This is a genomic window from Maribacter luteocoastalis, assembly GCF_048890225.1.
Taxonomy (GTDB): domain Bacteria; phylum Bacteroidota; class Bacteroidia; order Flavobacteriales; family Flavobacteriaceae; genus Maribacter; species Maribacter luteocoastalis.
The window spans coordinates 646410-672096 of record NZ_JBMFZG010000003.1; the positions used below are offsets into that span (position 1 = coordinate 646410).

24 protein-coding genes, 1 tRNA gene and 1 pseudogene are annotated in these 25687 nt (G+C 35.2%); 7 read left to right on the forward strand and 19 right to left on the reverse strand.

Annotated elements, in window-relative coordinates:
* Positions 1-15 precede the first annotated feature (15 nt).
* The 5 genes from ACOCEA_RS10170 to ACOCEA_RS10190 all read left to right on the forward strand — a co-directional run bounded on the left by ACOCEA_RS10170 (position 16) and on the right by ACOCEA_RS10190 (position 4566).
* The gene (locus ACOCEA_RS10170) at positions 16-609 is read left to right on the forward strand and encodes an AAA family ATPase (RefSeq protein WP_420756123.1); all 594 of its coding nucleotides are present in this window, start codon (positions 16-18) and stop codon (positions 607-609) included.
* On the forward strand, positions 599-2494 hold the full coding sequence (locus ACOCEA_RS10175) for a RecQ family ATP-dependent DNA helicase (protein ID WP_420756124.1): 1896 nt from the start codon (positions 599-601) through the stop codon (positions 2492-2494). Before ACOCEA_RS10170 ends, ACOCEA_RS10175 begins: the two co-directional genes overlap by 11 nt.
* A 3-nt stretch (positions 2495-2497) precedes the next feature.
* Positions 2498-3445 carry a methionyl-tRNA formyltransferase gene (fmt, locus tag ACOCEA_RS10180; protein ID WP_420756125.1) on the forward strand — a complete coding sequence of 316 codons (948 nt, stop codon included), beginning with the start codon at positions 2498-2500 and terminating at the stop codon, positions 3443-3445.
* A 176-nt stretch (positions 3446-3621) separates the two neighbouring features.
* Positions 3622-3894: an HU family DNA-binding protein gene (locus tag ACOCEA_RS10185; protein ID WP_420756126.1), complete on the forward strand. Its 273-nt coding sequence runs from the start codon at positions 3622-3624 to the stop codon at positions 3892-3894.
* Positions 3895-4005: 111 nt separating this feature from the next.
* Positions 4006-4566, forward strand: coding sequence for a YqgE/AlgH family protein (locus ACOCEA_RS10190; RefSeq protein WP_420756127.1), 561 nt, complete (start codon positions 4006-4008; stop codon positions 4564-4566).
* 6 nt (positions 4567-4572) lie between these two features.
* Here ACOCEA_RS10190 and ACOCEA_RS10195 read toward each other — a convergent pair whose 3' ends face one another.
* Both ACOCEA_RS10195 and ACOCEA_RS10200 read right to left on the reverse strand, forming a co-directional pair.
* Positions 4573-5418, reverse strand: a complete 846-nt coding sequence (locus ACOCEA_RS10195; RefSeq protein WP_420756128.1) for an aminotransferase class IV — start codon at positions 5416-5418, stop codon at positions 4573-4575.
* 51 nt (positions 5419-5469) lie between these two features.
* Positions 5470-5853: an START-like domain-containing protein gene (locus ACOCEA_RS10200; protein WP_420756129.1), complete on the reverse strand. Its 384-nt coding sequence runs from the start codon at positions 5851-5853 to the stop codon at positions 5470-5472.
* Between the two features lie 191 nt (positions 5854-6044).
* Here ACOCEA_RS10200 and ACOCEA_RS10205 point away from each other — a divergent pair.
* Together ACOCEA_RS10205 and ACOCEA_RS10210 are read left to right on the forward strand one after the other, a co-directional pair.
* Positions 6045-6118: transfer RNA gene (locus ACOCEA_RS10205), tRNA-Met, on the forward strand.
* 43 nt (positions 6119-6161) lie between these two features.
* A complete protein-coding gene (locus ACOCEA_RS10210; protein ID WP_420756130.1) occupies positions 6162-7427 on the forward strand; it encodes a tyrosine-type recombinase/integrase in 1266 nt (421 codons plus the stop codon).
* Positions 7428-7434: 7 nt separating this feature from the next.
* Here ACOCEA_RS10210 and ACOCEA_RS10215 read toward each other — a convergent pair whose 3' ends face one another.
* The 17 genes and pseudogenes from ACOCEA_RS10215 to ACOCEA_RS10300 all read right to left on the reverse strand — a co-directional run bounded on the left by ACOCEA_RS10215 (position 7435) and on the right by ACOCEA_RS10300 (position 25642).
* A complete protein-coding gene (locus ACOCEA_RS10215) occupies positions 7435-7632 on the reverse strand; it encodes a hypothetical protein (protein WP_420756131.1) in 198 nt (65 codons plus the stop codon).
* Between the two features lie 8 nt (positions 7633-7640).
* Complete coding sequence (locus tag ACOCEA_RS10220) at positions 7641-8663, reverse strand: relaxase/mobilization nuclease domain-containing protein (RefSeq protein WP_420756132.1); 1023 nt, start codon at positions 8661-8663, stop codon at positions 7641-7643.
* Positions 8653-9000 carry a plasmid mobilization protein gene (locus ACOCEA_RS10225; protein ID WP_420756133.1) on the reverse strand — a complete coding sequence of 116 codons (348 nt, stop codon included), beginning with the start codon at positions 8998-9000 and terminating at the stop codon, positions 8653-8655. Before ACOCEA_RS10225 ends, ACOCEA_RS10220 begins: the two co-directional genes overlap by 11 nt.
* 168 nt (positions 9001-9168) lie before the next feature.
* Entirely contained in the window at positions 9169-9627 is a 459-nt protein-coding gene (locus ACOCEA_RS10230) for a hypothetical protein (protein ID WP_420756134.1), read from the reverse strand.
* A gap of 26 nt (positions 9628-9653) precedes the next feature.
* The gene (locus tag ACOCEA_RS10235) at positions 9654-10364 is read right to left on the reverse strand and encodes a hypothetical protein (protein WP_420756135.1); all 711 of its coding nucleotides are present in this window, start codon (positions 10362-10364) and stop codon (positions 9654-9656) included.
* A 116-nt stretch (positions 10365-10480) separates the two neighbouring features.
* Positions 10481-12229 (reverse strand): tetratricopeptide repeat protein, encoded by a 1749-nt coding sequence (locus tag ACOCEA_RS10240; RefSeq protein ID WP_420756136.1) that lies wholly within the window; start codon positions 12227-12229, stop codon positions 10481-10483.
* 323 nt (positions 12230-12552) lie between these two features.
* Entirely contained in the window at positions 12553-13098 is a 546-nt protein-coding gene (locus ACOCEA_RS10245; RefSeq protein ID WP_420756137.1) for a hypothetical protein, read from the reverse strand.
* Positions 13099-13211: 113 nt separating this feature from the next.
* Positions 13212-13756 (reverse strand): annotated as a pseudogene (locus ACOCEA_RS17995) (plasmid pRiA4b ORF-3 family protein).
* Positions 13757-14190: 434 nt separating this feature from the next.
* The gene (locus ACOCEA_RS10260; RefSeq protein WP_420756140.1) at positions 14191-14655 is read right to left on the reverse strand and encodes a Mov34/MPN/PAD-1 family protein; all 465 of its coding nucleotides are present in this window, start codon (positions 14653-14655) and stop codon (positions 14191-14193) included.
* Complete coding sequence (locus tag ACOCEA_RS10265; protein WP_420756141.1) at positions 14652-16394, reverse strand: E2/UBC family protein; 1743 nt, start codon at positions 16392-16394, stop codon at positions 14652-14654. The genes ACOCEA_RS10260 and ACOCEA_RS10265 overlap by 4 nt, the downstream gene beginning before the upstream one ends.
* Positions 16391-17470: a cyclic GMP-AMP synthase DncV-like nucleotidyltransferase gene (locus tag ACOCEA_RS10270; protein WP_420756142.1), complete on the reverse strand. Its 1080-nt coding sequence runs from the start codon at positions 17468-17470 to the stop codon at positions 16391-16393. Before ACOCEA_RS10270 ends, ACOCEA_RS10265 begins: the two co-directional genes overlap by 4 nt.
* 9 nt (positions 17471-17479) lie before the next feature.
* Complete coding sequence (locus tag ACOCEA_RS10275) at positions 17480-18109, reverse strand: Cap15 family cyclic dinucleotide receptor domain-containing protein (protein WP_420756143.1); 630 nt, start codon at positions 18107-18109, stop codon at positions 17480-17482.
* 7 nt (positions 18110-18116) lie between these two features.
* Complete coding sequence (gene lexA, locus ACOCEA_RS10280) at positions 18117-18767, reverse strand: transcriptional repressor LexA (protein WP_420756144.1); 651 nt, start codon at positions 18765-18767, stop codon at positions 18117-18119.
* Positions 18768-18941: 174 nt separating this feature from the next.
* Positions 18942-19169, reverse strand: a complete 228-nt coding sequence (locus ACOCEA_RS10285) for a hypothetical protein (RefSeq protein ID WP_420756145.1) — start codon at positions 19167-19169, stop codon at positions 18942-18944.
* A 249-nt stretch (positions 19170-19418) separates the two neighbouring features.
* The gene (locus ACOCEA_RS10290; RefSeq protein WP_420756146.1) at positions 19419-24440 is read right to left on the reverse strand and encodes a helicase-related protein; all 5022 of its coding nucleotides are present in this window, start codon (positions 24438-24440) and stop codon (positions 19419-19421) included.
* Between the two features lie 3 nt (positions 24441-24443).
* Positions 24444-24827, reverse strand: a complete 384-nt coding sequence (locus ACOCEA_RS10295) for a hypothetical protein (protein ID WP_420756147.1) — start codon at positions 24825-24827, stop codon at positions 24444-24446.
* A gap of 11 nt (positions 24828-24838) precedes the next feature.
* Positions 24839-25642 carry a M23 family metallopeptidase gene (locus ACOCEA_RS10300; protein WP_420756148.1) on the reverse strand — a complete coding sequence of 268 codons (804 nt, stop codon included), beginning with the start codon at positions 25640-25642 and terminating at the stop codon, positions 24839-24841.
* Positions 25643-25687: the final 45 nt, after the last annotated feature.

Below are 25687 nucleotides of genomic sequence, written 5' to 3' on the forward strand. Positions count from 1 at the left end.
TTCTATTTCGTATTTTTGCAACTATATCTTAACGACTTGAACGGTAAAAAAATAGTTATCACAGGGGCTCCAGGAACTGGTAAGACCTCAATTATCAAATCCCTTGAAAATACCGGGTTTTATTGTTACCATGAAATCATAAGAACAATGACCATGGAGGCAAAAAAAACTTCGGACAAGGAACATTTTTTAAACAACCCAATTGATTTTGTGGATGATTCCAAATCTTTTAATAAACAATTGCTCACAGCAAGGTTAAATCAATTTTTAGATGGATCTAAACAAAGTATAGAAACTATATTCTATGATCGCGGTATGCCAGATGTACTCGCCTATATGGACTATTTTAAGCAGCCTTATGACGTCCAATTCAAGAAACCTTGTGAAGATTATAAATACGATGCCATAATATTGTTACCTCCTTGGGAAGCTATTTACATTCAAGATGATGAACGCTTGGAAACCTATCAACAATCGGTGGAGCTTCATGATCATTTATTCGATACCTACACGTCATTTGGTTATGATGTCATAGATGTGCCTATTGGTCCCGTGACAGATAGAATGGACTTTATTCTTAACCATTTCAATTTAAAAGGTGGATCATAGCCCTATAGCAATCCTGAAAAAATACTGGGGGTTTACCAGTTTCAAAAAATCACAAGAAAATATTATCAATACTGCTTTGGATGGTAGGGATGTTCTGGGGCTCCTTCCTACCGGTGGCGGAAAATCTATATGTTTTCAGGTACCAGCAATGTCCAAACCGGGTATTTGTATTGTTATATCACCCTTGATCGCTTTAATTCAAGATCAAGTTTCCACATTAAAAAGTTTAGGTATAAAAGCCATTGGTTTAACCGGTAGATTAACTTATGAAGATATGGGTGATTTACTTGATAATTGCATATACGGAAACTACAAGTTTTTGTATATATCCCCAGAACGATTAGAACAGGAAATAGTTCAGGAGCGTATACGACAAATGAACGTAAACTTAATTGTTGTTGATGAGGCTCATTGTATTTCTCAATGGGGACATGACTTTAGACCCGCCTATTTAAAATGTACCATCCTAAGGGAGTTACAACCGGAACCACCAATAATGGCGCTTACCGCTACAGCCACCTCCCAAGTATCTAAAGATATTATAGAGGTATTGGAGCTTATTCATCCGCATGTACAAAAGGATTCTTTTCTAAGAAATAATATTGCATTTAAGGTAGTGTTTGAAGAGGACAAGAATTATCGTTTAAGACAATACTGTGCCTCCTTAAAAACAAGTGGTATAGTCTATACAAGAACTAGAAGGGTAACAGAACAAGTTTCAAAATATTTATTGGCACATGGCATTTCAGCGACTCATTATCATGGTGGCCTGTCTGAAACAGAAAAAAAGAAAAAATTAGAAGATTGGTTGCATAACAAAATAAACATAATGGTAGCTACCAATGCATTTGGCATGGGTATAGACAAGCCAGATGTTTCAATGGTGGTGCATTATCAAATTCCTGATTGCATTGAGAATTATTTTCAAGAAGCTGGCAGAGTTGGCCGGGATGGTAATTATTCAGAGGCAATTCTACTTACCAATAAAACGGACCAAGAACAGGTTAAAAGACAATTTTTAAGCATTTTACCGGAAGTTTCATTTGTGAAGTTAGTTTATGGCAAGCTAAATAGTTACTTCCAAATTGCTTACGGTGAATTGGGAGAAAAGAATTACCAACTTAATTTTAACTCATTTTGTGCAACATACCATCTTAATCCATTACTTACCTATAATGCTTTAAGAATATTGGATAGAAATTCAGTTCTTGCACTATCAGAATATGCTGCAAGAAAAATTACTGTCCAATTTATTGTTTCCAAGGACCAACTCTTTACATATATAGAAAATAATAGATCATTAAGTAACCTTATAAAAATTGTACTTAGAACCTATGGTGGGATTTTTGAATTTGAAACTAAAATAAATACGGTCTTACTTGCCAAAAAACTCAGTACCAAGGAAGAATTTATAATTACAGCCTTAGAAAAATTAGCCAAGGATGATATTATAAGTTATAAGGGATTTCACAGCGATATGGAACTTACTTTTCTCGTACCACGTGAAGATGACAGGACCATACATAGCTTTGCCAAAAATATAAAGGAACAAAACACCTTAAAGCAAGCAAAAGTTGCACAGATGGTATCATATATTAAGACTGATACTATTTGCAGGAGTGTACAGCTGCTCAACTATTTTGGCGAAGAAAACTCAACGAATTGTGGCATTTGCGATGTATGTTTAAAAAACAATCAAAATAACATCACACCAAAAAACATCAAAAACAAAATACTATCGTTGCTTATAGAAGGCCCTTTATCATCGCGTGAAATTGAATCACTTATCGTTTTACAACAAGAAGAAGTAGTATTAATCTTAAAAGAATTTTTGGAAGATGGAAAAATCAAGCTTAATTCCAGAAATCAATATGAAATAATTTAGAAAATGGAAAAACTAAGAATTGTGTTTATGGGTACCCCTGATTTTGCTGTGGGTATCCTAGATGCGCTATTAAAGAATACATATACCATTGTTGGCGTAATTACTGCTCCGGATAGGCCCGCAGGTCGTGGGAGAAAACTAAATGAATCTGCCGTAAAAAAATATGCTCTTGAAAATAATCTTAAGGTTTTGCAACCAACAAATCTGAAGGACCCCTCTTTTTTGGAAGAACTAAAAGGTCTTGAAGCCAACTTGCAAATTGTTGTTGCTTTTAGAATGCTGCCAAAAGAAGTGTGGCAAATGCCAAAATATGGGACCTTTAATCTCCATGCCTCATTACTGCCAGAATATAGAGGGGCCGCCCCAATTAATTGGGCCATTATTAATGGAGAGACGAAAACAGGGGTAACCACTTTTTTTATCGATGAAAAAATAGATACCGGTGAAATAATTTTACAAGAAGAAACTGAAATCAAACCAGATGAAGATGCCGGGTCATTACATGATCGGCTTATGGTATTAGGAGCGGAAGTTGTGCTCAAAACTGTTAAACGTATTGAAAATGGTAATTTTGATACTACCAAACAAGAAAGCCATGGGGCATTAAAACTTGCCCATAAAATCCATAGAGACACCTGTGAAATAAATTGGGATTTGCCCATTATGGATATCTACAACTTGATCAGAGGTTTAAGTCCATACCCAACCGCATGGACTACCCTGCATATAGGAGAAGAAAATGTGATACTAAAAATTTATAAAGTAGCAATTGAACGAGCTATCCATACGTATACAACCGGCTTGGTCTTAAGTACTAAGAAAGAAATGAGAATTGCCGTGAAAGGGGGATATATAAATCTTAAGGAAATACAGATCCAAGGTAAAAGAAGAATGACCGTTAAGGAGGTTTTAAATGGACTGGATTTGGGAATAAATGCCTCGGTAAGCTAAAGCCCCGCCCTTATTGGGCTGCGAGAAACGTAAAAAATACCCTACTTTATTAACAAACCTCCTGAGTTATCAACAAAACAAGGTATTTAGCCCCATTTTACTTGTGTTGGTCGTAAATCCATATAAATTTGTTAGAGGTTTAAAATTATTTTAACAACAATTAATTTAATCACGTTATGAACAAAACAGAATTGATCGATGCAATGGCAGCAGACGCAGGCATCACAAAAGCCGCGGCTAAAAAAGCATTGGAGTCTTTCTTAGGAAATGTTGAAGGTTCCCTTAAAAAAGGAAACAGAGTTTCTTTAGTAGGTTTTGGATCTTGGTCCGTATCTAAAAGAAATGCAAGAGAAGGTAGAAACCCATCAACTGGTAAAACTATCCAAATTGCAGCAAAGAATGTTGTTAAGTTTAAAGCTGGTGCTGATTTAAGCGGAGCTGTAAACTAATTATAAGTATATCTTATTTTAAGAAGCGCTTTTAAAAAAGCGCTTTTTTTATATCCTATTTTTGAGAATTATAGGAAATATCTTATTTTAGATAACTAGAGATAGAATAAAATGGTCCATTTAAAACCAACTAAAGGCAAACTATTGATTGCGGAACCTTCGTTAACGGGAGATGTTTCGTTTAATCGTTCCATTGTTCTTTTAGCAGAGCATAATGAAGAAGGTTCGGTGGGTTTTATTCTCAATAAGCCTTTGGAATACCAAATAAGTGATCTAGTAAATGAAATATCTATCCCATTTCAGGTATATAACGGTGGCCCGGTAGAGCAGGATAACCTTTATTTTATACACAAGGTGCCCCATTTGATAGATAATAGCATTGAAATTTCTGATGGAATTTATTGGGGCGGAGATTTTGATAAGACTGTAGATCTAATAAATCAAAAAGTTATCTCTGAAGATGATATCCGATTTTTTCTTGGTTATTCTGGTTGGTCATCCTTACAATTGGATCAGGAGTTGTCCTCCAAATCTTGGATCGTAGTTACTAACGAGTATGAAAGCCAAATTATAAAGAAATCCTCTAACGCATTTTGGAAAGAGAAAATGGTAGAACTAGGTGGCGATTACCTGTTATGGTCCAATGCCCCGGAAAATCCAAGTCTTAACTAAACTCTTTTAAACTGTTACCCTTGAAGCCAGGTTTAACTTGCCAACCAAGCTCAAACTCACCTTATTTGAAAATTTCTTTTTCCTGTACTTAGAAACAGGAATAATTCCAGAAATAGTATTGGTTAGGAACATTTCATCAGCTTTCTGAAGCTCAAAAGGAGAAATACTTTCTTCTATGATCATATAATCTTCCAGTTTAGAAATAATTTCTATTATTTTTTTCCTAACTATACCATTTAAACAACCATCTGATAATGGAGGTGTTTTAATTGTGTTGCCCTTTACCAAGAATACATTGCCGTTTAATGCCTCTACAACCTGTTTTTGATTATTTAAAAGCAAACAGTTATCATACCCGTTTTCTGAGGCAAAGACGCTACCCACAACATTTAAGATCTTATTATTGGTTTTAAGTGTGGATAACATGTCATTGTTCACATAGAAATCCTTGAATAACTCTATCTCGTAATCCTGCTCGGGAATCGTGTAAAATAAATCTGTAAGTTCTTTTGATTCAATTATATAGGATATGTCATTTGAGGTAGGTTTATAAAGACCACCATTGTTTCTAAAAACGCTTACCCTTATACGTTGCCCTTTAGACTCTGGGTTTGCAGCTATGGTCTTTAGAATTTCGCCTTCTAAAAATTCCATGGTCAGGTTCATTGGAATTTCCATTCGCAAAATCCTCATAGAGGACATTAATCTTAAATAGTGCTCTTCTAAAAAGAATACATGCCCATTAACTACCCGTATGGCTTCAAATAAGGCATCACCATATCGTAATCCCCTATTGTTATGATTTAGAAAATTTTCCTCATCGCCATACAATTCCCCATTAAAATTTACCATAAAAAAAGCCTTAATAAAATAAGGCTCAAAGATACTGTAAATATGTAGATTTTATTTGGAGCCCAACACTTGCTTTAAATCGGAAACTTGGTTTCCCCATAGCATTTTGGCTTCCTCTACTTCATCTTCCTCTGCAAAATCTGTGATGAACAATGAAACATCCTTAGTTATCTCATCCACTATTATTTTCATTTCAAAATAGGAATCATCATCATTCTCTTCCCAGGCGAATCTAACAAACTCATCTGACTTACGTTTAAGTAAAATGGCAGTCTCCTCTGCCCCATCCCAGATAAAAATAAATTTTTCACCCCTTGAGTTCACATTGTCGGCAAACCATTCAGACAAACCAGAAGGCGTTGCTAAATATTGATATAACAACTGCGGGGAGGATTGAATTACGTATTCTATTTCAAATTTTACTTTATCACTCATTTTCAAAATTCTTTGTGGTGTCCAATATATATATTTCTATATGATAAAAAAATAAAAGACGGGTATTATTTTTTAAGCAGCTATTGTTGATGAACCAAAAATTAAACTTTATATTTGCAGCCGTTTTAAAATGGCTTTTAGTAATAAGGTTCAACTTTTAACTAATAAACTTTTTAAGAACAACCAATCATGGCGAGGTAGCTCAGCTGGTTAGAGCGTCGGATTCATAACCCGGAGGTCGGGGGATCGTGCCCCCCTCTCGCTACTTTTACAACCCATTGAATAACAGGTTCTTAAACCTCTTGTCAATGGGTTATTTTTTTAATACCTTACAAACCGCATACGCTACCGCATACAGTCACGGTTTGAAAAAAAAATTTACAGAGCCAAAAATATATCATGGTGGGGAGGATTTTGACCTTTCCAAACGTTGGTATGTCTATTATTCCTTCGAACATCCCACAAAAAAAGATGCCAAGGGAAATCCCGTTTTAAAACGCCAAACATCCATAACCTTAAAAGTCAACCAGCGATATAAGGCCAAAAAGGAGCGTCTATTCCATTTGCAATTGATTCGTGATGCCCTAAATCAAATGTTAAAGGATGGATATTCTCCATATATAGAAAAAGTCGACGGAAAAATTATGACCTACACAGCGGAGTCTGCACTTGATTTTGCCTTCGACCTTAAGAAAAGTCTTTTGAGCGAGACCTCGATACGGGATTATAGGAGCCGGTTGGGAAGATTCAAAGGCTATTTAAAGGAGCATGGCCTTCTTCAACGAAATATTCTTGACATCGACAAAAAAGTGGTTAACGGGCATCTTAACGAGATACAAAAAACATCCAGTGCCCGTAACCGTAACAATACAAAGGTAGTATTGGGTGCTCTCTTTTCGGTCCTGGAGGACAATGAAATCATCCCACGGAATTTTATTCATAACATCAAAAAATTAAAGACCAATCCCAAACGGAACAAAACCTATTCGCTAGATATCGTCGACGGGCTTTATGAATTTTTAAAGGTCAATGACCGCCAACTCCTTTTCTTCATAAAAATGGTGTCCTATAATTTCCTGAGACCTATCGAGGTTTGCCGATTAAAGGTTGGAGACATAAACATCGCTCAGAAAGAACTTCAGGTCAGGGCCAAGAACAAATTGGTAAAGACGAAAATTATACCCGACCAGATCCTCGATGAGCTAAAAAAACTTGAGCTTTCGAATGCCGACCATTTTCTGGTATCCCCTGAGGGTGTTGGTCCATGGGACACGACGGAGACCAATAGACGTAACTACTTTTCAAAGCGCTTCAAAAAGGCAAAAATTCAATATAATTTATTTTTAAAGGAGAACGGGAAAACATTTCAATTGGGCAAGGACCATACGGTCTATTCCTTTCGACATACCTTTATAACCAAGCTATACCGTGAATTGAGAAAAGATTATTCCAATACCGAGACCTATGACAAACTTATGTTGATCACCGGACACTCCACTTTGGACGCATTGACGGCTTATTTAAGGGATATCGATGCCGAGCTGCCCGAGGATTATAGTGGTTATTTGAATTAAAATAAGATCAATTGGTTCTCGGTGGATGGAGGATGCCCAAGGCTATCATTCGTTTTCTATATTCATCGAAGAGGCGTTCCTTTTCGGTCATGGGTTTTGGAAGCGTATTCGAAATACCTTTTTTGCGCTGGAGTGCGGCCTCCAGTTCTTCAACTGTGAGGCTATCGACCAAAAGGTTCAATATGTTATCCGCACCTAGACCCATTTAATTCGTTACCTGTTCCTTCCTTTTTTTCTTCGCCTTCTCCAAAGCGGACCATCCAGTTCGTCTCTATAACTATTGAAGGGTTCCGGTACTAGGATATCTTTTTCAGAAAGTCCCAAATAGTCCTTTGGTTGGCCAATAACTTCCCCTGCCCCTCCGATAGTACCTTTTGGTTGTTCCGGATTTTCTCCTGTCCTTTCTTTATCAGCGATAATTCCTCTAAAATCTCTTTGTTCTGCTGAATTAGTTTGGAGAACAATTGCACGGTCTCTGTCTTGTTCATAAGCGATGTGTTTGATAATGGCGTTCCATGAATAGCCCCTGCCCAGGGTACTGCCCTTGTAAATGATCCCATCATATTCAAATGAAATTCCGCTGACCCTGCCCGTCGTCTTGCTTATATTGAACCTTGGACGGACGTTTTGGGCATGTAGTATCTCAATAAAACTTTCAGTATCTACTGATTTATGGACAGCATGTTTTACTTTTTCTAGCAGGATGAAGCGTATCGGAGCATTTCCGGTACGTAATGCCTTTTCAATTTCCTGTTGGCTAATGGGTGATTCTTTTTTGACAATGGTTCCGTCCAATTGGGTGAGTCCGTAATCGACTTCCAGTTTTCGCAATATATTTTTGCTACGGAACAGGTCTTTGGCATCGCTTACCACTTTTCCAGAGTAACCTACTCGATTGGCAATGATATGGATGTGCTGGTGTTTTTGGTCATGGTGCCTGTAGATGATGTATTGGTTGTCATCAAAGCCCATTCCTTTAAGGTAATCATGGCCCAGTCTAGCGAATTCTTTATCCGAAAGCTTGTCCTGATAGGGTAAGTTCAGGGAAGCATGCAACACCGCTTTTCCCAGGTTTGGCCGTAATACCCTGACCGTATTAAAAGTATTTGTATTTTGTATTGTTGAACCTAGGCCAATATTGGCATCGATGATGTGTGCGCTCCCCTGCCCTACCTTTTGGTCGTTATAGGCCAGCACCCCATAGAAATCCTTTCCTTTGATGATCTTAGCTATCATGGTCGATGATTTTTAAGGTCAGGGAGTTCAACAACTTTCTGAGTTCCAACAGTTCGTTTAGTAATTGTCCCGGATAGTGGTTGCCGGAGTGGACTTTTTTGGTGAGTTGGTTGATATTGTTTCCTACTCGACTCAGTTCTACAAATAGCCTTCTATCCTCCGTTGATACTTTTTTTCTTGGTAGTACCACTCCCGTAGTTCTTCTCCTTACGTAATCCGCTATTGAAATTCCAAGACAATTCGCATTATCGGAAACCACGAGATATTCGTTTACACTATATCTTATGTTGATCTGCATTGCCCTTAACGATTCCAAATTCTTTTTTGGACGTGCCATACTTCTAGGGGTTTGGGGAGGATCCCCGACAAGCTTGCGAACAAAGTGAGCAGTTTTTGCTAGCAAAAACATAGCTTGCTACGTGACCTCCGATTAACTTATGGCAAACCTAAGGGCAAGTGAAGAATTAGATTTTGAGTGCTGTACATAAAATAGTGTACATCACTTTTAGGAACAAAGTAATACTTCCTGGTATTTCTCTTTAAGGGATTCTGCTGCTGGGGCAATCTGAAAAAACAGGGACCGAAAATTTACGAGATACGATAGTGCCCTTCTGTAGTTCATTTTTTTACTACCGTTGTCTTCGAAGAACCGACAAGCATCCTTTGGGTGGATTTCGAGAGGCGTCGCAAGTCCATTTAAGGTGCGTTGGGCAAACTCAAAGCGTTGTACTGCCCTTCTGTGAATAACATCTAAAGATAGCTCTTCAGGGTATTCCGGAACATCATAATACAACTCTTCCAAAATAACTATAAATGCTCGCCTTCTTGATAGTTTTGGCTTTGAAGGTTTTACACCAAGTTCAATTTCTATATCGGCAGCTATCTTTTTGGCCAATTTGACTTGTTCCAAGGTGTAGGTGTTCCCATTGACCTTCAGGTTAGGCTCCCTTTCGAGTTGGTCCAAGTATGTAAGCAACTTTTTGGCATTCATTATCGCTTGGGGCCTTTTCTGTTTTGGTTCTTTATGGTTAGGGAAAGGGATTCTCTGAACGAATTTTTCAGGATATCCATCCGTAGGGACATTCCTAAAAGGTTGCGCTGCACGGAACTTCCCATTAAATCGTAAGTAGCCATATTGAGGTTGTTTTCAGACAACTTATGCCTTAATGCCACAATCAAAAACAGCTTTTCATGGTCGTCCAATTTAGTGGCTTGGGAATCTAGGCTAGAAGCAAAGGATTCAACAAACTCTTTAGTTGCAAAATCGTCGTTACCTTTTATTTTTTCAAATTCCATAGTATTAATGCCATTACTGAAATGTTGAACGGCAAATTTTCCGAATTCCCATTTTCGGAAGTTCGTTGTAGGGTCGACTAATTCCATTTCCACAAAATCAACAAGCTCTTCATTATCCAGCATGTTTTCAAACCCAATTTCTTTAATTTGAATGGCGGAAAATTCATATCTTGTTTCATCCGAAAAATTGTTTATCAAATTAAAAGCGAACTGCTTGGCCATGTCCACCATGGGCAAGTTTTTTTCTACTATTACCTTTAGAAAGGTATCTTTTTGAGCTACTTCAAAATTGTTCTGATGAATAAGATAAACGAACAGGTTACTGATACTATCAATTATAGGTGTTGCAATTTTGCTATCTCTAAACAAAGAAAAATCAATAATCTTTATTGTGTTTTTATTCATCGTTTTTTGAAATTTCAGTTAAGTTACTATTTCCGAAATATTAAAGGTTATAAATGTTGAAGATTACTACAGTAATATGGCTTTTCATAGGATACATTGTTCGAGGTTTATTATTTTTAAAAATCAACATCTTCCTTATTGATAACCCTATTTTCAAGATATTGAAGGAGTTTTTTGTGATTTTCAACTCCTGATTTAATTACATTTTCAAGTGATTTTTCAGGCATAAAAAAATCTCTTCCCATCATTTCATCAAATTCATCTTTCCTTTCTTTAAAGAAAGGTATTTGATTATACAGTTGTGGGTTTAATTCCAGGTCTGCTATTTCCATTTTGTAAATTGCATCTCTTGCAGAATAAGTAGCCATTGACCCCATTGCACTAAATGGATTTGCATTAATATTTAAACCATTCATAATAGTATAACTAAAGGGGTCGTGACCAATTCGTAACATCAATAATCTGTCCTTATATAAATCTAGATTAGTACTATCTTTCTCAATAGCTTTACTAATGCACAAATAACTCACACTTGCCATCATTTGTTGAGTATCAATGTCGTCCGATAGGTTTTGGTCAAGCATTATTAAAAATGCTGTACCAAGAGCAGAATAGTCGTTTATTTCTTTTAATTGACCTGGATTTGATTTTACAGAGCGATAAATCTGTAAAAGCAATTGACGAGCATCTGTTACACTCTCTTGCTGATATTGTGCATTTGCGCTTTTGGCTAATGATACTATTTCCGGTTCGTTTGAAGTTTCTTGACTATCTCCTTTTAGATATTCAATATCAACGTTTCTGTCGTACATATGTAAAATGCACTTTTCAATATTACCTTCATTAAGATATATAGTTAAGCCATAGTCGGCAAAAGAAGCTCCGAAATTGTCATTACCATATCCTTCCAATTGAATTTTCTCATTGTCTAGCCCAACCAATCTCATTTGCTTAGGTGCCATTTGGACGTTTGCTTGTCCACCATCGGTATTAAACATTGTAACGGTATATCCTTCATTTCCTCTTAAATTAGCTTCAACTTTAATTGTCCTAGGTGCACCTCCGTGAGGTCCGGAAGTGTGAATTCCATTTTCATATCTTAAGTGGTCTGAAGAATGAAAGACAAAATCTAGTTCTAATTCTTCATTTTGATTATTGTCCATTTCTTGGTCTTGCTCTTGTGCAAGTTGTTCTAGCATATTAATCGCCATTTCAGCTTGAGGAATACCTAATTGAGCAGCTTTTTGTAAAAATGGAATACCTTTACTAGGTTGTCCCATTTGAGCATATGCCATTCCTTTTGCCATATATGGATTTGGGTAGTTTGGGTCAATTTCAATTGCCTCATCTAAATATCTAATTCCTTCTTCAAAACGTCTGACTTGGGTTAAGAAATTTCCTAGATTTCCAACTACAACCTTTTTTGACACAAACATTATATTGTTTTTACCTAGTCCTAAACCGTCCATATTTTCATCAGGTATATTGTTGTATGAGGTTTCAAGCCATTTGATTGCATTTTCAAAATCCTTATTCCTGAAATAAACCATTCCAAGTCGATAAGCTCCTACATAGCTGTTGGGTGATAATTCAAGATTTTTCTTAAAATCTCTTTCTGCAGCTTCATCATTACCCATATCTTCATAAACAGTTCCTCTCATTGTATAGAAGTTCTGATTTAATGGCTGTGCATTAATCGCTTTGTTAAAATTCTCAATTGCTACTGGATAATTTTGCACATCATATGCATCAAGTGCAATTTGAGAATAGACCATTGCATCAGCATCTATTTCTATCTCTTTTCCCCCCAAATTTAATTTTTCGGGCATTCCTTTTTTTTTGAATAGGTCATCAAATAGTCCCATATTTTATATTTTTCTTTCGTTTGTCAATTTTCTCGGTGTTTTCGAAATGAAGGTCAACGCCGCACTATGTGCAGTCCGGCGAATTTTATGGAAATATAGTGAAAACCAACAACGATGATTCGTTTATATGGCGGGTTTTAGATATTGTAACCGTATAATCGGTTATCAATAAGGCCACGAAGTGGCTATCTATCTCCGTTTACTCGGTATTGGGAATAAAATTAATTGACCAGATTACATATTGCGTCCTGATATGTCGAGTAGTTAAGCCTTAGCGGCAGTGTTTGCGAGAATGTCCCTTATCCTCAGTGTTATTTATCGTTTTATTGAATTTTAGTTTTGTTTGTCTTCAGATTTAACAGAAACCTCGACAGTCTTCCTAAATTGGAAAGAATAAGATGGCCAACCAATAAGTTGACTCCAGAAATAAACCATCTGAAATAGTCCCAAAACTCTGCCAGACCAGGTGCCTCAAATGGGCTTAATCCAGTCGCGGAAATCTCTTTTTTAAAACCCAGATAGCAGTATTGAAAGAACTCCGGTAAGTGATCTATAATCATAAATCCACCAATAAAAATCAATGCAATCTTTACTATTTCAAGACTACCTAAATTACCGAACTCTATTCTTTCATCGTCAAAACCTTTATCCAGTCTTAATACATCGATTATATTATCAGACTTTTGAATTAAAAATACGAACAGCGATATCATGAAAACAGCAGAGCCCAATATAATCAGAACTGGCCAAATTGCCAATTCATAAGTCAAATAGCTTACATTGGTTGGAATGAAATTGAATATAGTGAGTAATAACAGATAGAGTGCGAATAGTCTAATGATAATTCTGAAGAAGTCTCTTTTGGTCATTGGCTGGTTTAATTATTAATATTTAAAATCCTTTATTTGAACTTCTACTGTTCGTTATACTCATCCTCCCATTCTTTAATATAAACATCTAAATTTAGTAATACCCAATTTACCTATTCCATACTGAACTTTTCAGGGTCATATTTGCCATCAATGGCCACGAGCTTACTTTTTACCCACTTTTTAAGCTCCTTATGCTCTGGGTCCTTGGGCTTACCCATAATCCTCAAAAAGTCATAAAAACCTGGTAGGCCACCAACATCCTCTGGGGGACAGCTCAGTTCACCTGAACAACAGACGGGAAATGGAAGTTTGAGGTCTTCAATGACCATTTCCAAGGTTAGGGAATGCTGCCAGTAATCCCCAAAATCATATAGATAGTCCATTTTCTGCCCTTTACTTTTTAGAACGTCACCAATTTTAATTCTTTGCGCATCGATAACCTCATGTGCCAATTGAAACCATCGCCCTCAAATTGTTGGCCGATGCGATAGCTGTCCGTGGTGAATTCATATAGGTGGTAGTTCTCCCATCCCATCACTATTTGGATGATATGGTGAAGTCTGTAAAACGTGATATCGGAATGTACCAGAAATTCACGCGAAATATGGGGTTCACTTCCTTTCAATGCAATCCTGAACTTAAATGTCTTGCTCAATTCTTGATTTTTGTATTAAACCTAGAACCAATTTTATAACAAATTGGTCAGATACTAAAATAGTTTGCAAGATATTAGTGAGATAATTTTGTCCTGCCACTCCTATATTGCATACGTTCTTAGTTTGAAGCTGGTGAAATAACCCAAAAAAAATCGAGGCTTGCAGATAATTTTGGAACAGGGCAGAGCGTAAAAAAAATACACCAAAGTATATGTTTAGTAGAGGAGCCTGCTGGCGTGTTGGCGCTCAATTGCTATATTTTAGGATCCATTATAACTCTTAAGACTACTTTTAAGGTTAAAGCATCATTTCAAATTGTCTATAAAAAGTAACTAACCTCCTAAAATATGACCGCTCCCCTCGCCTATTGTTTTACCAAAATTCTCTTAGGCCAATTTAAACATCGAGATTCTATATTACTCATAATATAAAACTAACCTTCCTCAACTTGAATTTCTTTCAGACTATTAGGTTCTAATATAGCTAGATAAAATCCTTTAGTTCCTTGGATATATTGCAATAAAAAAGCTTCGTTTAATTTGTTTTTAGAAAATTGATCTTTTATCATCTTTCTATCTGTATTTGATGGGGTTGGTAATTCTTCAGGGTGTGTGTGCCATTCTCCTAAATAAATAGTTCGTTTATTACTATTGTAGAATTCATAATCAATTATAGCTTGAGCATTATTTTTATTTCTCCAAAAAAAATATCTCGAAGATTTGTCATGAATTGATGGAAATGATACTCTAGTTATATAAATGTTATTTTCTTTTACTTGACCCAGAAGTATGCCTCCTGCCTCGTGGTGCTTATGGTTTATTTGCTTAAATTTTGATATTAATAAAAGAACATCTTTAGTAAAGTGAATTTCGTAGTTGCCAATCCTTATTACTTTCATAAATTGTTCTTAATTAAAGAATTAGATTCATAATTTAATGAATATTGTGACAATTCAATGTTCAATTTTTCAGCAATAGTTTTATCACCAACCCAAGTAAAAGATGTTGATTCTGTACTCTCTGAGACCATAATTGCGGAAATTTTGGAATACATATTCCCTAAAAATAATTGAATATTATTTGAAGAATATGGAGTATAATTACTTTGACATCCAGCTTCTTTTAATGATAAAATTTTATTATTGTAATCTCCCACAATATTGAATTTAAACAATCCGTTTTCAGTAAAATTTAATGTATAATTATTGTTTTTAGGGTTAATGTAAATGCAATGTCCACCTAATAAATATGGTTCTACCCAAAGAAAAAATGTAGGCTTAATTATTAACCCATCATCTATTGCATTAACAATCCAAGATTCTATGTTTGACTCTCCAATAGCAACGAACAGAAAATCACTTTCGTTAATAAATTGTGAATCATCTTTAACTACTTGAACAATAGATTTTTCCCTAGTTTCGACTTTTTGTATTGGAGAGAATTGAGTTAAAAAGTCTTTAATAGCTTTTGTCTTTTTCCAATTTAAATACTTAAATCCTAAATAATGACGTCCAATATTTTCTAATTCTAATGAATCTGTGTCAATCAATTTGAATTCAGCACCTTGAACTGAATTTAGGTAGTGAATAAGGTTCGAACCAATTGAACCTACGCCAGCTAACACAAATTTATTATTATTTTGATTATTTTCTTCTCCAGCACTTCTTTTAAGAAGTCTTTGATTTGTATAAACTTGTGGTGTTACCCTATTTATTTGCTGAGTAGATTGAAAAGTAGAAAGTGCTTTATAATTGTTCAAAGACTTTTGACGAAATCCATTTCTATTTAATTTGGCTTCTGAATGAAACCAACCAAAATATCTTATTTCAGAGTTAATTTCTTTTGAAAAAAGAAATAATTTTGAATCACTTTTATCATTAATAAAGGAAATGTATTCTTGAGAATCTTCATTATCCAATTTCTCAATAGCGTCAAAAATTTCTTTATTTGTTTTATTAAATGGTGGTTTCGAAAAAATATTCAATTCTGGTGTTAAAAAACCTGTAGTTTCCTGATATTTAATGTTTTGGTCTTTTAAATATGCTTTGAAATTTAAGGCAATGTCTTCATTTTGATGTATAACATAACGAAACTTATTAATAGGTTTTTCTAATGAAATTAAATCAAAATTTTGCTTTAGAGGTTTTTCATTTAAAAGTAAAAATGAAGTATTAACTATGTCATTTTTTGAATAATTAGAATCCCAATAGGCTTCAAATTCATCTTCATAATCTTTATCATTTTCACCTTTGATACCATCTTCAAGAATATTCTTCGCTCTTCTTATAGCTTCTTCAACAACTTTTTCTGGTAACTGAATATTGGGTTCCGAATAATTTTGAAAAATGCATATCAATCTATCTACCTGTAAGTGAGGGATATACTTCATATCTTCAAAATCCTCTTTTGAAAGCAATAGTTTCGGAAACGAAAGTGGAAAGTCAGGAAAAAAAACAATGTGGAATCTAATGTGCTTTATTTTATTCCTTTTATCTAATATTTCAGTAGAAATTTCCCAGATATCTAAATTTTCAGGTAAGCCTATCTTTTTTTTATAGTAATCACTTAATTCTCTTACTTTCTCCCTTTTTTTTATATATGAGGAAACTCTTTCTAATGCCTCCTTATATTCAATCATGCACTTCTAGAATTATCACTTTTAATTAAAGGAGCAGTTACATAGGTTTTAGAACCTTCTATTTCATCTTTGGCCAAAAAACATGGGAATCTGTCCCCAAGATGTTTCTGCCACTTACGACAAGCACTTTTTTGATTTTCTAATTCGATTGCCTGATTTGCACTTTCTATAAATGAATTTAAAGCGTTTTTAAAATACTCTTTTTGTTCTGCTTTATATTTTTCAAATAAATCTTCACCTTCAGGAGTCGTTGGTCTAATACACTTAAAACCATTACTATTTAAATAATCCCGAATGTTGATTAAGGTGTTTTTTAATGAAATGTCATCTCTTAAATCCTCAGAATAGTTTTCTCCAGCCAGTATAGTCATTACAATCCCAGGAGGCATATCTCCTTTTATAAAATCGCCCCAAGCTTTTAAATATCTAACTATTCGTCTTAACTGATGATCCTTCTTTCTGATATCATTTAACCAAGAATCATATTCATCAGCATATAATCGGCTTTCTAAAATAAATTCTTTCTTAAAACCAGATTCAATTTTGTTTTCAAACCAAATAATAAATTCAATAGGGTTACTTACGTGCCACCATTCTTTTTTATCTGCTAAATCTGGTTCATTAATGTCTATTGTATAATAAATAGGAAGATCAACATGATAATTTAAATCACCATTTTTTCCTTTGTAAACTACTCTTACACATGTGTTCTTATCAATAATTTCTTCTACTTCATAATCAGATTTTCCGGCTTCAATAGACCTAATAATCCAATTGTGAAATGTGGCTGGCTGTGGTCTATTATCTCTAGATAACTTTCCTAAAAAATAAACACCATCATCAATATCATATTGATCCTCCTCATTACTTGGATTAATTATAGTATCCATTACATATGAACCCTGACTTTGAAACTCTAATAAATGTTCAAGTTTATCCAAGTTTTTTACAACATCATAACCACCATTAATTCTTTTCCTTAAGTCATTCCTCTTTTCTCTTAAAGTAACTCTCCTTTCGTTTGTTAACCTTATAGACCTGTTATATTCTGAAAATAAATTATTACAGTTTGCCATATTTATATTTTAAAATTCTCCTTTTAAGTTTTTAGATTCCAATTCTGTTTCGATTTCTCCTCTAGTTTGTATTTGTCTATTTGTGAAGTAATGCCCAACCAGTTTTGCTTTTCGTTCTTTATTAGCAGGAATAAATCTTAGTTTGTTTGCTCCTTCATGACAATCAAGAGTTGAATTTATTTTGTTTCCGTTATTGAGATAAAAAAGATATATATCAAAAAAGCCATCTTCTTCCTCTCTAATATCTTCAACTAAAGATTTTGAATCAGTTTTCTCATTTAATTCATTATTAAAATAGGAATGAATTTTTATTTTAGAGGCTGATTGCTTAACCTCAATGAAACATTCTTTTTCACCTTTTTTCCCTTGAAATTCATATCTGATTTTCCCTTTATACCTTCCAGAAACATTAGGAACATTTACTAAAAGGTTGAAAACAGGCAATTTCCATAAAACAGTATCATAAAAAGCTAAAATCATAGCTATTATAGTAACATTCCCAGGAGCTCTTAAAAATTCAATTCCTTTTGATTTTAAAAATGGAACTACCCATTCGTGCAAGGCAAAATCAATACCTATGGCTAATAAAATAATTACTAATATTAACCAAGTTGTTTTATAATATTTAAAGTTTAACATGTTTAATTTATGGTTTAATGGATATGACTCGCTCTACAATACCTTGTATTTTAAAATCCTTTGTGAGTATTATCGGTTGATGTATTTTATTGGTAGATTTTGGTTTTAGAATAACCATTCCCCCACTCCTAATGTATTCTTTAACTGTTGCTTCCTCATCAATAAGCGCCAATACTCTATCACCATTGTGAGCATCTTGTTGCTGTCTTATTAATAGCAAATCTCCATCATTAATACCTGCTTCATCCATCGAATCTCCTTTTGCTCTTAATAAAAAGTATTTATATCCACTTTTTATCATTTCTATAGAAATAGAAACTTCTGCTTCGATATTCTCATCTGCAAAAATTGGAATTCCGCAAGCTACATTTCCCAATAATGGTATTTTAACAGTCTGTGCTCTTGAGCCTAAATCTTGAGATATTTCAAAATCAACTAACTGATAACTCCCATCAACTTTCTTCCTTAGGATTTGCTTTTCTTCAAGGCTTTTAAGTAGAACAGCTGCTGAACGAGGAGATTTATAACTCATTCCGGTCATTAACTCCCGTACACTAGGAATATTTCCCTGATGAACAAGGAAGTTTCTAATAATCTTAAGCGCCTCTAATTCTTTATTTGATAAATCATTAAGCATACACAAATATACACTTTGCATACACTGAATATTTAGCTGTAAGGCGTTAGTTATTAAACAGTTATTCACATTTCGATATAAGATTAGGAAAAACCACTTAACACTCCTTACCATCACATGTACCTTAAATTCCCCGGTACTTCAATTCAGCACCACTATCGATACGGTCCTTTTAGTCTAATTAGTCATAAATAATCAACTAAGCTGCCTAGTAACCCACCACCCCCAAACTGCCACCTCAAAGGCAGCAAATAACCAAAGAAGTCCAGCTATGCCCGGTACGGCCAAGAGTACAATAAGAAACACAATCAAAGGCAATCTGGACATTCGTTTTAGCCGATAAAGCCCCATAAGTAATACAAATAGAAAACAGATAAAACCGAATAACGAAAATTTTTGCAATAAGAGATCAAAGGTCAACATGATTTTAGGTTTAAATACCCTTCAAAATAAACCTTGCTCATTACAAAATCTGCCTTGCATCTTATTAAATCCACATTTGTCTTCTTTTCCCTAGCCATAAGCGCGCCCAGGCGCAAGTTTTAATAATAGTAGGAGGAATGTTGCTAGGAGCTTTGTAAGGAATATTTTATGGACAGGGAAAGGAAAACATTTGTATCTAATTCCCTTTGGGGTTTGAACAAGGTGCAAGCGGAAAACTAGCCTTAAAGACTAACCTATCGCCCTTCTACGTTGTATGGTTTTGATTTCATCATTTAATGCCGAAATTTTTATTTGCTTCTCTTTAGGGAAACCAATAGTAACCTTCTTTTGATGCGTTTCCAAGGACTTAAGGTTATGGTTAAAATCAAATTTCTTCATCCGTATTTCACTATCCACTTTTTTGAGAAGGCTAAGCAATTGAAGATGTATTTTTTCTGTGTCAAATTTTTGTTGACGCTTCCCAAGAATTATACAATGTTTCAATTCTAGACCATACGAAAACAAATAATGTTTTTGGCTTGGCACATAATCCGCCACAAAAACTAAGTTGGCCCGAATAGCAGGTAAGGATGTCACTAGTACCCTTGCATTGTGGTTGACATTTATCCTTGATTTAGACACTAAAGTTTTATTAAGGTGCTCGAGCTTTTGTTTTGCATTATCGGAACCATCGATTTCAAATTCCAAAGAACTGCCCTGCACTAATTTTTTAATTATGGACAATGGCTCAAAAAAAGGCGATTCCGATACCAATTCTGCTACCAAATCTGGGCCCATGTTGTTTAGTGTGTGTTCTAGTTCAACCAGCTGTGCTTTAATTTCTTTATTCTCCGACTTTATGCGATCGATGGTCTTAAACGAGTTTGCTTTATTCAGCTCGAACAATCTTTTTTGTGCTTGTAAGAACTTTAGGTCATCGGATAACTTGACCATCTGAAATTGTTCCATGTCTCCTATCAAGGCTGCTTGCATCTGCGCATAGGACAGATTTTTATCATCGGGAATCAAATCATCATATACTCTTTGGTTGGGATCCGCTTCACGAATTTGTTCCCTGAATTTTTCCTTATGGGTATTCAGTGAATAGGAGAAAATATCAGTAGTATCCTTAATACCATAAAAACGTTCAACCACCGTATTGTTGTACTTCTCCGCTATTTCATTTCCTTTTCGCAACCCTCTTCCTGCCCTTTGGTCAAAAGCATCAGGCGAGTACGGAATATCCATATGAAAAATTCCTACCACCCTTTTTTGAATATTAGTACCCGTACCTAGAACTTGGGTGCTACCCATAGCTATCCGAATATGGCCTTGGCGTATATCCTTTTGAAACTGTTCGGTAGCGTTTTTTGCTTTACGTTCTTGGGCGAAGGCAATTTCAGTTTTGGGAATTTGATGTTCATCAATCAATACCTGTGCAAGCGCGCTATAGGTGTTGTATTGATTTGCTTTCCAAACGTTCAAATCACTGAACACCAGACAAACGCCTTTATGGGAGCTTGTTCTATGATAAAGTGCTGCTATATCAATGGCAATCCTTCTTAATTTAAATTGGTCGCTTTCAGAAAATGAGATGGAAATGTTATCCTTGGATAGAGGATCAATCAATAAACTTCTATTCAAATTCAAAGCAGTTATATGTGCCGACTTCATCTGACTTTCATTATACATGGGAATGGTAAACAGCGCTTTTTGATTTCTATTTTTGGTAAAATCAAGGGAAGCGGTTTTTAATTCTTCGTATGCAGTTGAACTTTCCAATATCACAAAATCCCTATCCAATTGCAGGTTATGCGTTTTAAAATGTTTGTCCCTACAAATATGTGTGAAGGAATTGTACATTTTACTCAACTCCGGTAAATTGATAAAATAGCGAAAACGGGCATGCATTCTTGGGTCTCCAAAGATATTTGGCTCAATACTAACGCTTTGTTTCAGGAAGATGGAAGCCCAAGCATCAAAATTATAAATTTGCTTTCTTTTTAGTTCTTGAGGGATAAGATACCTCTGATATGCATAGAGTTCCGTAACGGAATTTTTTAGTGGCGTACCACTATAAAAGAATATATTTTTGTCGGCTCCGACTCTTTGATGTATGGATGCAATGCTGATTTCCAAATCCAAGTTTTGCAGATTATCGGCATTATTATTAAGTCCGGATACATTTTGATGCCTTGTGGTAAAACCAATATTTTTAAAATAGTGGGCTTCGTCTATGAGTATGGCGTCCAACTGCAAATCGGAAAGGGTCGTTTCTCCCTCCTTTTTCTCGTCCAAGGTCTTTAAGGTATAATTTAATTTTTCTTCAAGATTGGCCTTACGTTTAATGAGTCCTTTTATCAATTTTTTTGACTCCTTAAGGTTTCCAAATTCTTTGGCAGTTTGTAGGTCTTGGTCGATCATTCGTATTTTACTTTCCAGTATTTCCAATACAAATTCACGTTGTTTGGGTATTTGTTTTAAATGGCCATGTTCAGCGATGACCAAATCAATACCCTTATTTGCCGCTAGGGAACTTAAGGTTTTAGCTCGTTTTGATTTGGCCATATTTTTAGAGTCTAATCGTAGGATATTGAGTTGGGGAAAATTTGATTTAATCTCCCGTTCCAGTTGTGGGGCAACGCTTTTTAACGTTAACAAAATTGTTTTTCTACTCTTGCCTTGTTGCTTCAATTTGTAAGCTAATAAAGCCATTGACAAAGTCTTTCCTTTACCTACTTGATGGTCGTTTAAGGCACTGCCCCTACTTAACCCAAAAAGGACGGAATCGATTTGATGTTGGTAAGGTTCGTAAACCAGGGTGGTTGGAAAACGTAGCCAATCTTTGGGTACTTGCAGATTCACATCAGCAAGAAAGGCCTGATAATAATTTTGCTCGATTTCAAGTTTTAAATGCTCATCACTTTCGATAAAAGATTTGAAATGCAGCTGTAATTCTTCATAGATATTTTGGGCCATTAGGGTGGCATCTTTATCCAATTTTTTAATGGTTTTACCTTGTGCATCCTTATAAGAGGAAAATATTACCGGGTATTTGTTTTCTGAAAAGCTTTGTAGAATGCGTTTATATCCTGCCCTAACCTCTTTGTCTAAAACAACACTAAAACGTTCGTGCGCCTCTTGGTTATATTCTTGTGCAAATAACAGGGTCAGGGTTGAACTAAATTGACCTATATTAATCTTTACTGTCTCATTTATTAACTGCCGTAAAAAAGCTTCTTTAGCATGAATGGGTATAAAATGACTTTCAAAATTAAATTCGATAGCTTCTAAAGGAAGATGCGGAGGTTTGACTTTATTCAAAGCGGCAATAAGAATAGTACCATCCAAATCATAAGGGGGTATACTTTTTTGTATCTGATTAATTTTATCGTCAATATGACCACTAGCAAAAATGAAATAAGGTACTACCTCATATCGTATCTCACCACCATTATAATTAGGTTGCACGGAAAAATTCTTTTTAGAAAGTCCTTCTAGTAAAAGTTCCTTCTCAGATTTTTTAAATGCTATAGCAACTTTTTCAATATCTATTTTTCCCGTTTGGTCAAATTGCGTTTTCACCAGTTCTAAGGGTGTACGGTGCTCAATGACTTCAATGCTATTAACTTTCGGTTCCTTTTTTAAAAAAATCGTAAGGTTTGAAGTTTTTTCTGGGATTACTTTTAGGAAGTTAGCAAAAGTAAAATCTGGATTTTTACCATAACCCTTACCTTGAATATGGGACTCAGTAGTAGATCGTATTCTGGAAAAGTAAAAATCTTCCTTTAAAAAAACTCTATGTGCATCGAGACTGGTCCATTTAAAATGAAATAGATCCAATTGATAGTCTACTTCTTGAAAAGTCCTTTTCAACGTCATGCCATCCAGCAGTCCTTTTTCTGAATTCAATTGAAGTAAGACCAGGTTGTTTCTCAATCGAACATAATCCGAAACTAATTCTTGAACTTTTTGCGGAACTTTTGTTTTTGTATAAGTGTCCTGATAGAACCATAGATTTCCAATAGTATCAAAATTGAAAGAACCAAAAAATAAACGTGTATGATTCTCAACGTATTTATCGTCGAGTTTAATTATTTCTTGCTTGTCGGATACTGGAGTTACAAGGGACTGAGATGTTTCAGTTGCTATAGGAAGAGCTTGATTTGTACTATCTGCTTTTGCCTTTAAAACATCAGATACTGGGGTGTTTGCAAGAGCATTATGCAAATCACATTCAAATGAATACAGTTGTCTGTCCAAAAATTTGGAAAGTTGCTCTGCATTAGGTTTTATCGTTAAGTTTGGACGACCATGGAAATACCCCTGTGCCACTTCCCCATTGACCTGATGAGGGAATTGATTAAAAAAGGCATTGGTCGTTTGGGGTCCTAGTCCTAAGTCTATAGAAATGGTATCCGCAAAAAGTTTTTCACTAGGTGTAAGCCCAGACTTATTCCAAATTCTCTGATATAGTAATAAATCAGATACCACTTTTGTTTTTTCTTCCTTAAACAACGCATTATTGAAGCGATTAGCTAGAATCAAATCATTTTTCATTAGAATTGATTCCCTAAGACCGCTATAAATTGATCTTTCGTTGAATACAGACGAAATTAAAAGAGCTGTTACACCACCCATCGAGCACATTTCCGGTGCATATATATTGAAGTAATTACCAACGTTCTTAAGAACGGGATTTGTAATATAATCATGTTCAAAAGCATTTTCAATCGGTATATCTCCAAAGGGAATATTCGAAATGACCAAATCAAAAAAGGTCTTGTCTTTATGCTCCAAATAATAGGACTCAAATGTGGTGTTGAGCACCGTTACATTCGTACTTTGTAAATTGTTATTTTTAAGAATCTCGTAGGACAATAAATCAGGTTCAAGAGCTACAATCGAGGCTTTGGGAAATGCGCTTTTGAGGATTTGAACATAGGCACCGTTACCCGCAGACGGTTCTAGAATCGTTGTAGGTTCGAAGCTTGCACTTTTAAGTAATGAAATTTTATATTCAACAATAGATTTAGGCGTGTAATAACTAGTTAAATGGTATTTTTTTAAGGATTCTAGAAATGTACCATAGGTCTCTGGAAAAGAATTTTTAAGGATATGGATTAGTTCTTTTTGTTGTTCTTCCCTACCCTTTTTGGGATAGAATAAATGTTCACCTAATTGTGCTAATCCACCATTGTTGATGTATAGATTCTTTGGATTTCCAGATTTAATGGCTTCCAGAATCATTGAAAGTTCCTGAGTGCGCATAACCTATTGATTGGATTCCTTATCTAAAATTTCAATTACTACTTTATCCTTTTTGGATAATGGATTTTGATTGATGGAAGCATACATTTGAAGTATTTCTTGATTGGCAAGCTCCACAGCTTCTGTATCTGTGTGTCCGTTTTGAACATAGATACTTTGCCAATCGGCATGAACAATGTGTGCATTAAGGACAAAATCATATAAGTACTCGCAGGCTATTAACTTAGCACGTAGATGTAAATAATTATCAACGGCATATAAACAAAAATGTAAATCGGGGTTACAGGTATCTTCCACTATTTGCCTTTCCCATAGTTGTATCATTTCCGGATGTTCCTTTCTAAAACTGAGGGTTGACTCGGTCAATAGGAGTGTTTCATTTTTCATTTTCTATATTTTTAATTTGTTAAGGTGCGTAATCGTTGTTCGAACATTTTATATTTCATACCAAAGGATGGAATTGGGTCTATGGCTTTCCCGTTTTTTATGACTTCATAATGCAAATGGGGACCTGTTGAAAAACCTGTGTTTCCTGAATAACCGATTAGTTGTTGGGACCTAATCTCTGTAGATGCTTTTAGGACAACTTCACTTAAATGGCCGTACAAAGTTTCAAATCCAAAGGAATGTTTTATATGAACAAAATAACCATATCCCTTCGGCTCATAACCTACTTGGATAACCGTACCGGCAGCGCTGGAGAAAATGGGGGTTCCTTGTACTGTGGCCAAATCAACTCCGTTATGAAGTGTTTTGGATTCCCTGATAGGGTGCTGTCGCAGACCATAGGCACTTGATAGGAAAAAAGCATTTCTTTTTAATGGGCTTGCGGAAGGTATACTGTCTATTAGTGCCAGTGGGAGCTTCCAAAATTCCGGTGACAATTGAATTTGCTCGAAGTTTTTGGTCTGTAATAAATATTCACTAGAAGTATTTTTGGTAACCGAAGGTAAGAGCGAACCCATTTGAGTATTATCTGTATATTTTTCATCAGTACTCCGGCAAAACTTCTCTGACCGTGAGAACAAACCATTACATATGACAAGGAAGAAGAACAAGGCCATCAAAGCCCAATACGTTCTGTTTTCCGAATTTAGCATACCCATTACCTTTTTGTTAACCGCTCCATTAAGAGAGAATAGTCCCCTTAATGAACAGAACATTCGCTGCAAAGTATTTTTTATGTTATTGCCGGTTTCCATTTTTTTAGAGGATTACTTGTTTTGAAATCAAAAATAATTATATTT

Excerpts from the sequence above, each read along its gene's own strand:
- ACOCEA_RS10220 (WP_420756132.1), bottom strand. The coding sequence starts at position 8,663 with ATGATAGCTAAGATCATCAAAGGAAAGGATTTCTATGGGGTGCTGGCC.
- ACOCEA_RS10210 (WP_420756130.1), top strand. The coding sequence starts at position 6,162 with ATGGGTTATTTTTTTAATACCTTACAAACCGCATACGCTACCGCATAC.
- ACOCEA_RS10190 (WP_420756127.1), top strand. The coding sequence starts at position 4,006 with ATGGTCCATTTAAAACCAACTAAAGGCAAACTATTGATTGCGGAACCT.
- ACOCEA_RS10200 (WP_420756129.1), bottom strand. The coding sequence starts at position 5,853 with ATGAGTGATAAAGTAAAATTTGAAATAGAATACGTAATTCAATCCTCC.
- ACOCEA_RS10185 (WP_420756126.1), top strand. The coding sequence starts at position 3,622 with ATGAACAAAACAGAATTGATCGATGCAATGGCAGCAGACGCAGGCATC.
- ACOCEA_RS10235 (WP_420756135.1), bottom strand. The coding sequence starts at position 10,364 with ATGAATAAAAACACAATAAAGATTATTGATTTTTCTTTGTTTAGAGAT.
- fmt (WP_420756125.1), top strand. The coding sequence starts at position 2,498 with ATGGAAAAACTAAGAATTGTGTTTATGGGTACCCCTGATTTTGCTGTG.
- ACOCEA_RS10225 (WP_420756133.1), bottom strand. The coding sequence starts at position 9,000 with ATGGCACGTCCAAAAAAGAATTTGGAATCGTTAAGGGCAATGCAGATC.
- ACOCEA_RS10245 (WP_420756137.1), bottom strand. The coding sequence starts at position 13,098 with ATGACCAAAAGAGACTTCTTCAGAATTATCATTAGACTATTCGCACTC.
- ACOCEA_RS10195 (WP_420756128.1), bottom strand. The coding sequence starts at position 5,418 with ATGGTAAATTTTAATGGGGAATTGTATGGCGATGAGGAAAATTTTCTA.
- ACOCEA_RS10275 (WP_420756143.1), bottom strand. The coding sequence starts at position 18,109 with ATGTTAAACTTTAAATATTATAAAACAACTTGGTTAATATTAGTAATT.
- lexA (WP_420756144.1), bottom strand. The coding sequence starts at position 18,767 with ATGCAAAGTGTATATTTGTGTATGCTTAATGATTTATCAAATAAAGAA.
- ACOCEA_RS10270 (WP_420756142.1), bottom strand. The coding sequence starts at position 17,470 with ATGGCAAACTGTAATAATTTATTTTCAGAATATAACAGGTCTATAAGG.
- ACOCEA_RS10290 (WP_420756146.1), bottom strand. The coding sequence starts at position 24,440 with ATGCGCACTCAGGAACTTTCAATGATTCTGGAAGCCATTAAATCTGGA.
- ACOCEA_RS10265 (WP_420756141.1), bottom strand. The coding sequence starts at position 16,394 with ATGATTGAATATAAGGAGGCATTAGAAAGAGTTTCCTCATATATAAAA.
- ACOCEA_RS10300 (WP_420756148.1), bottom strand. The coding sequence starts at position 25,642 with ATGGAAACCGGCAATAACATAAAAAATACTTTGCAGCGAATGTTCTGT.
- ACOCEA_RS10295 (WP_420756147.1), bottom strand. The coding sequence starts at position 24,827 with ATGAAAAATGAAACACTCCTATTGACCGAGTCAACCCTCAGTTTTAGA.
- ACOCEA_RS10285 (WP_420756145.1), bottom strand. The coding sequence starts at position 19,169 with ATGTTGACCTTTGATCTCTTATTGCAAAAATTTTCGTTATTCGGTTTT.
- ACOCEA_RS10240 (WP_420756136.1), bottom strand. The coding sequence starts at position 12,229 with ATGGGACTATTTGATGACCTATTCAAAAAAAAAGGAATGCCCGAAAAA.
- ACOCEA_RS10260 (WP_420756140.1), bottom strand. The coding sequence starts at position 14,655 with ATGAAAGTAATAAGGATTGGCAACTACGAAATTCACTTTACTAAAGAT.
- ACOCEA_RS10215 (WP_420756131.1), bottom strand. The coding sequence starts at position 7,632 with ATGGGTCTAGGTGCGGATAACATATTGAACCTTTTGGTCGATAGCCTC.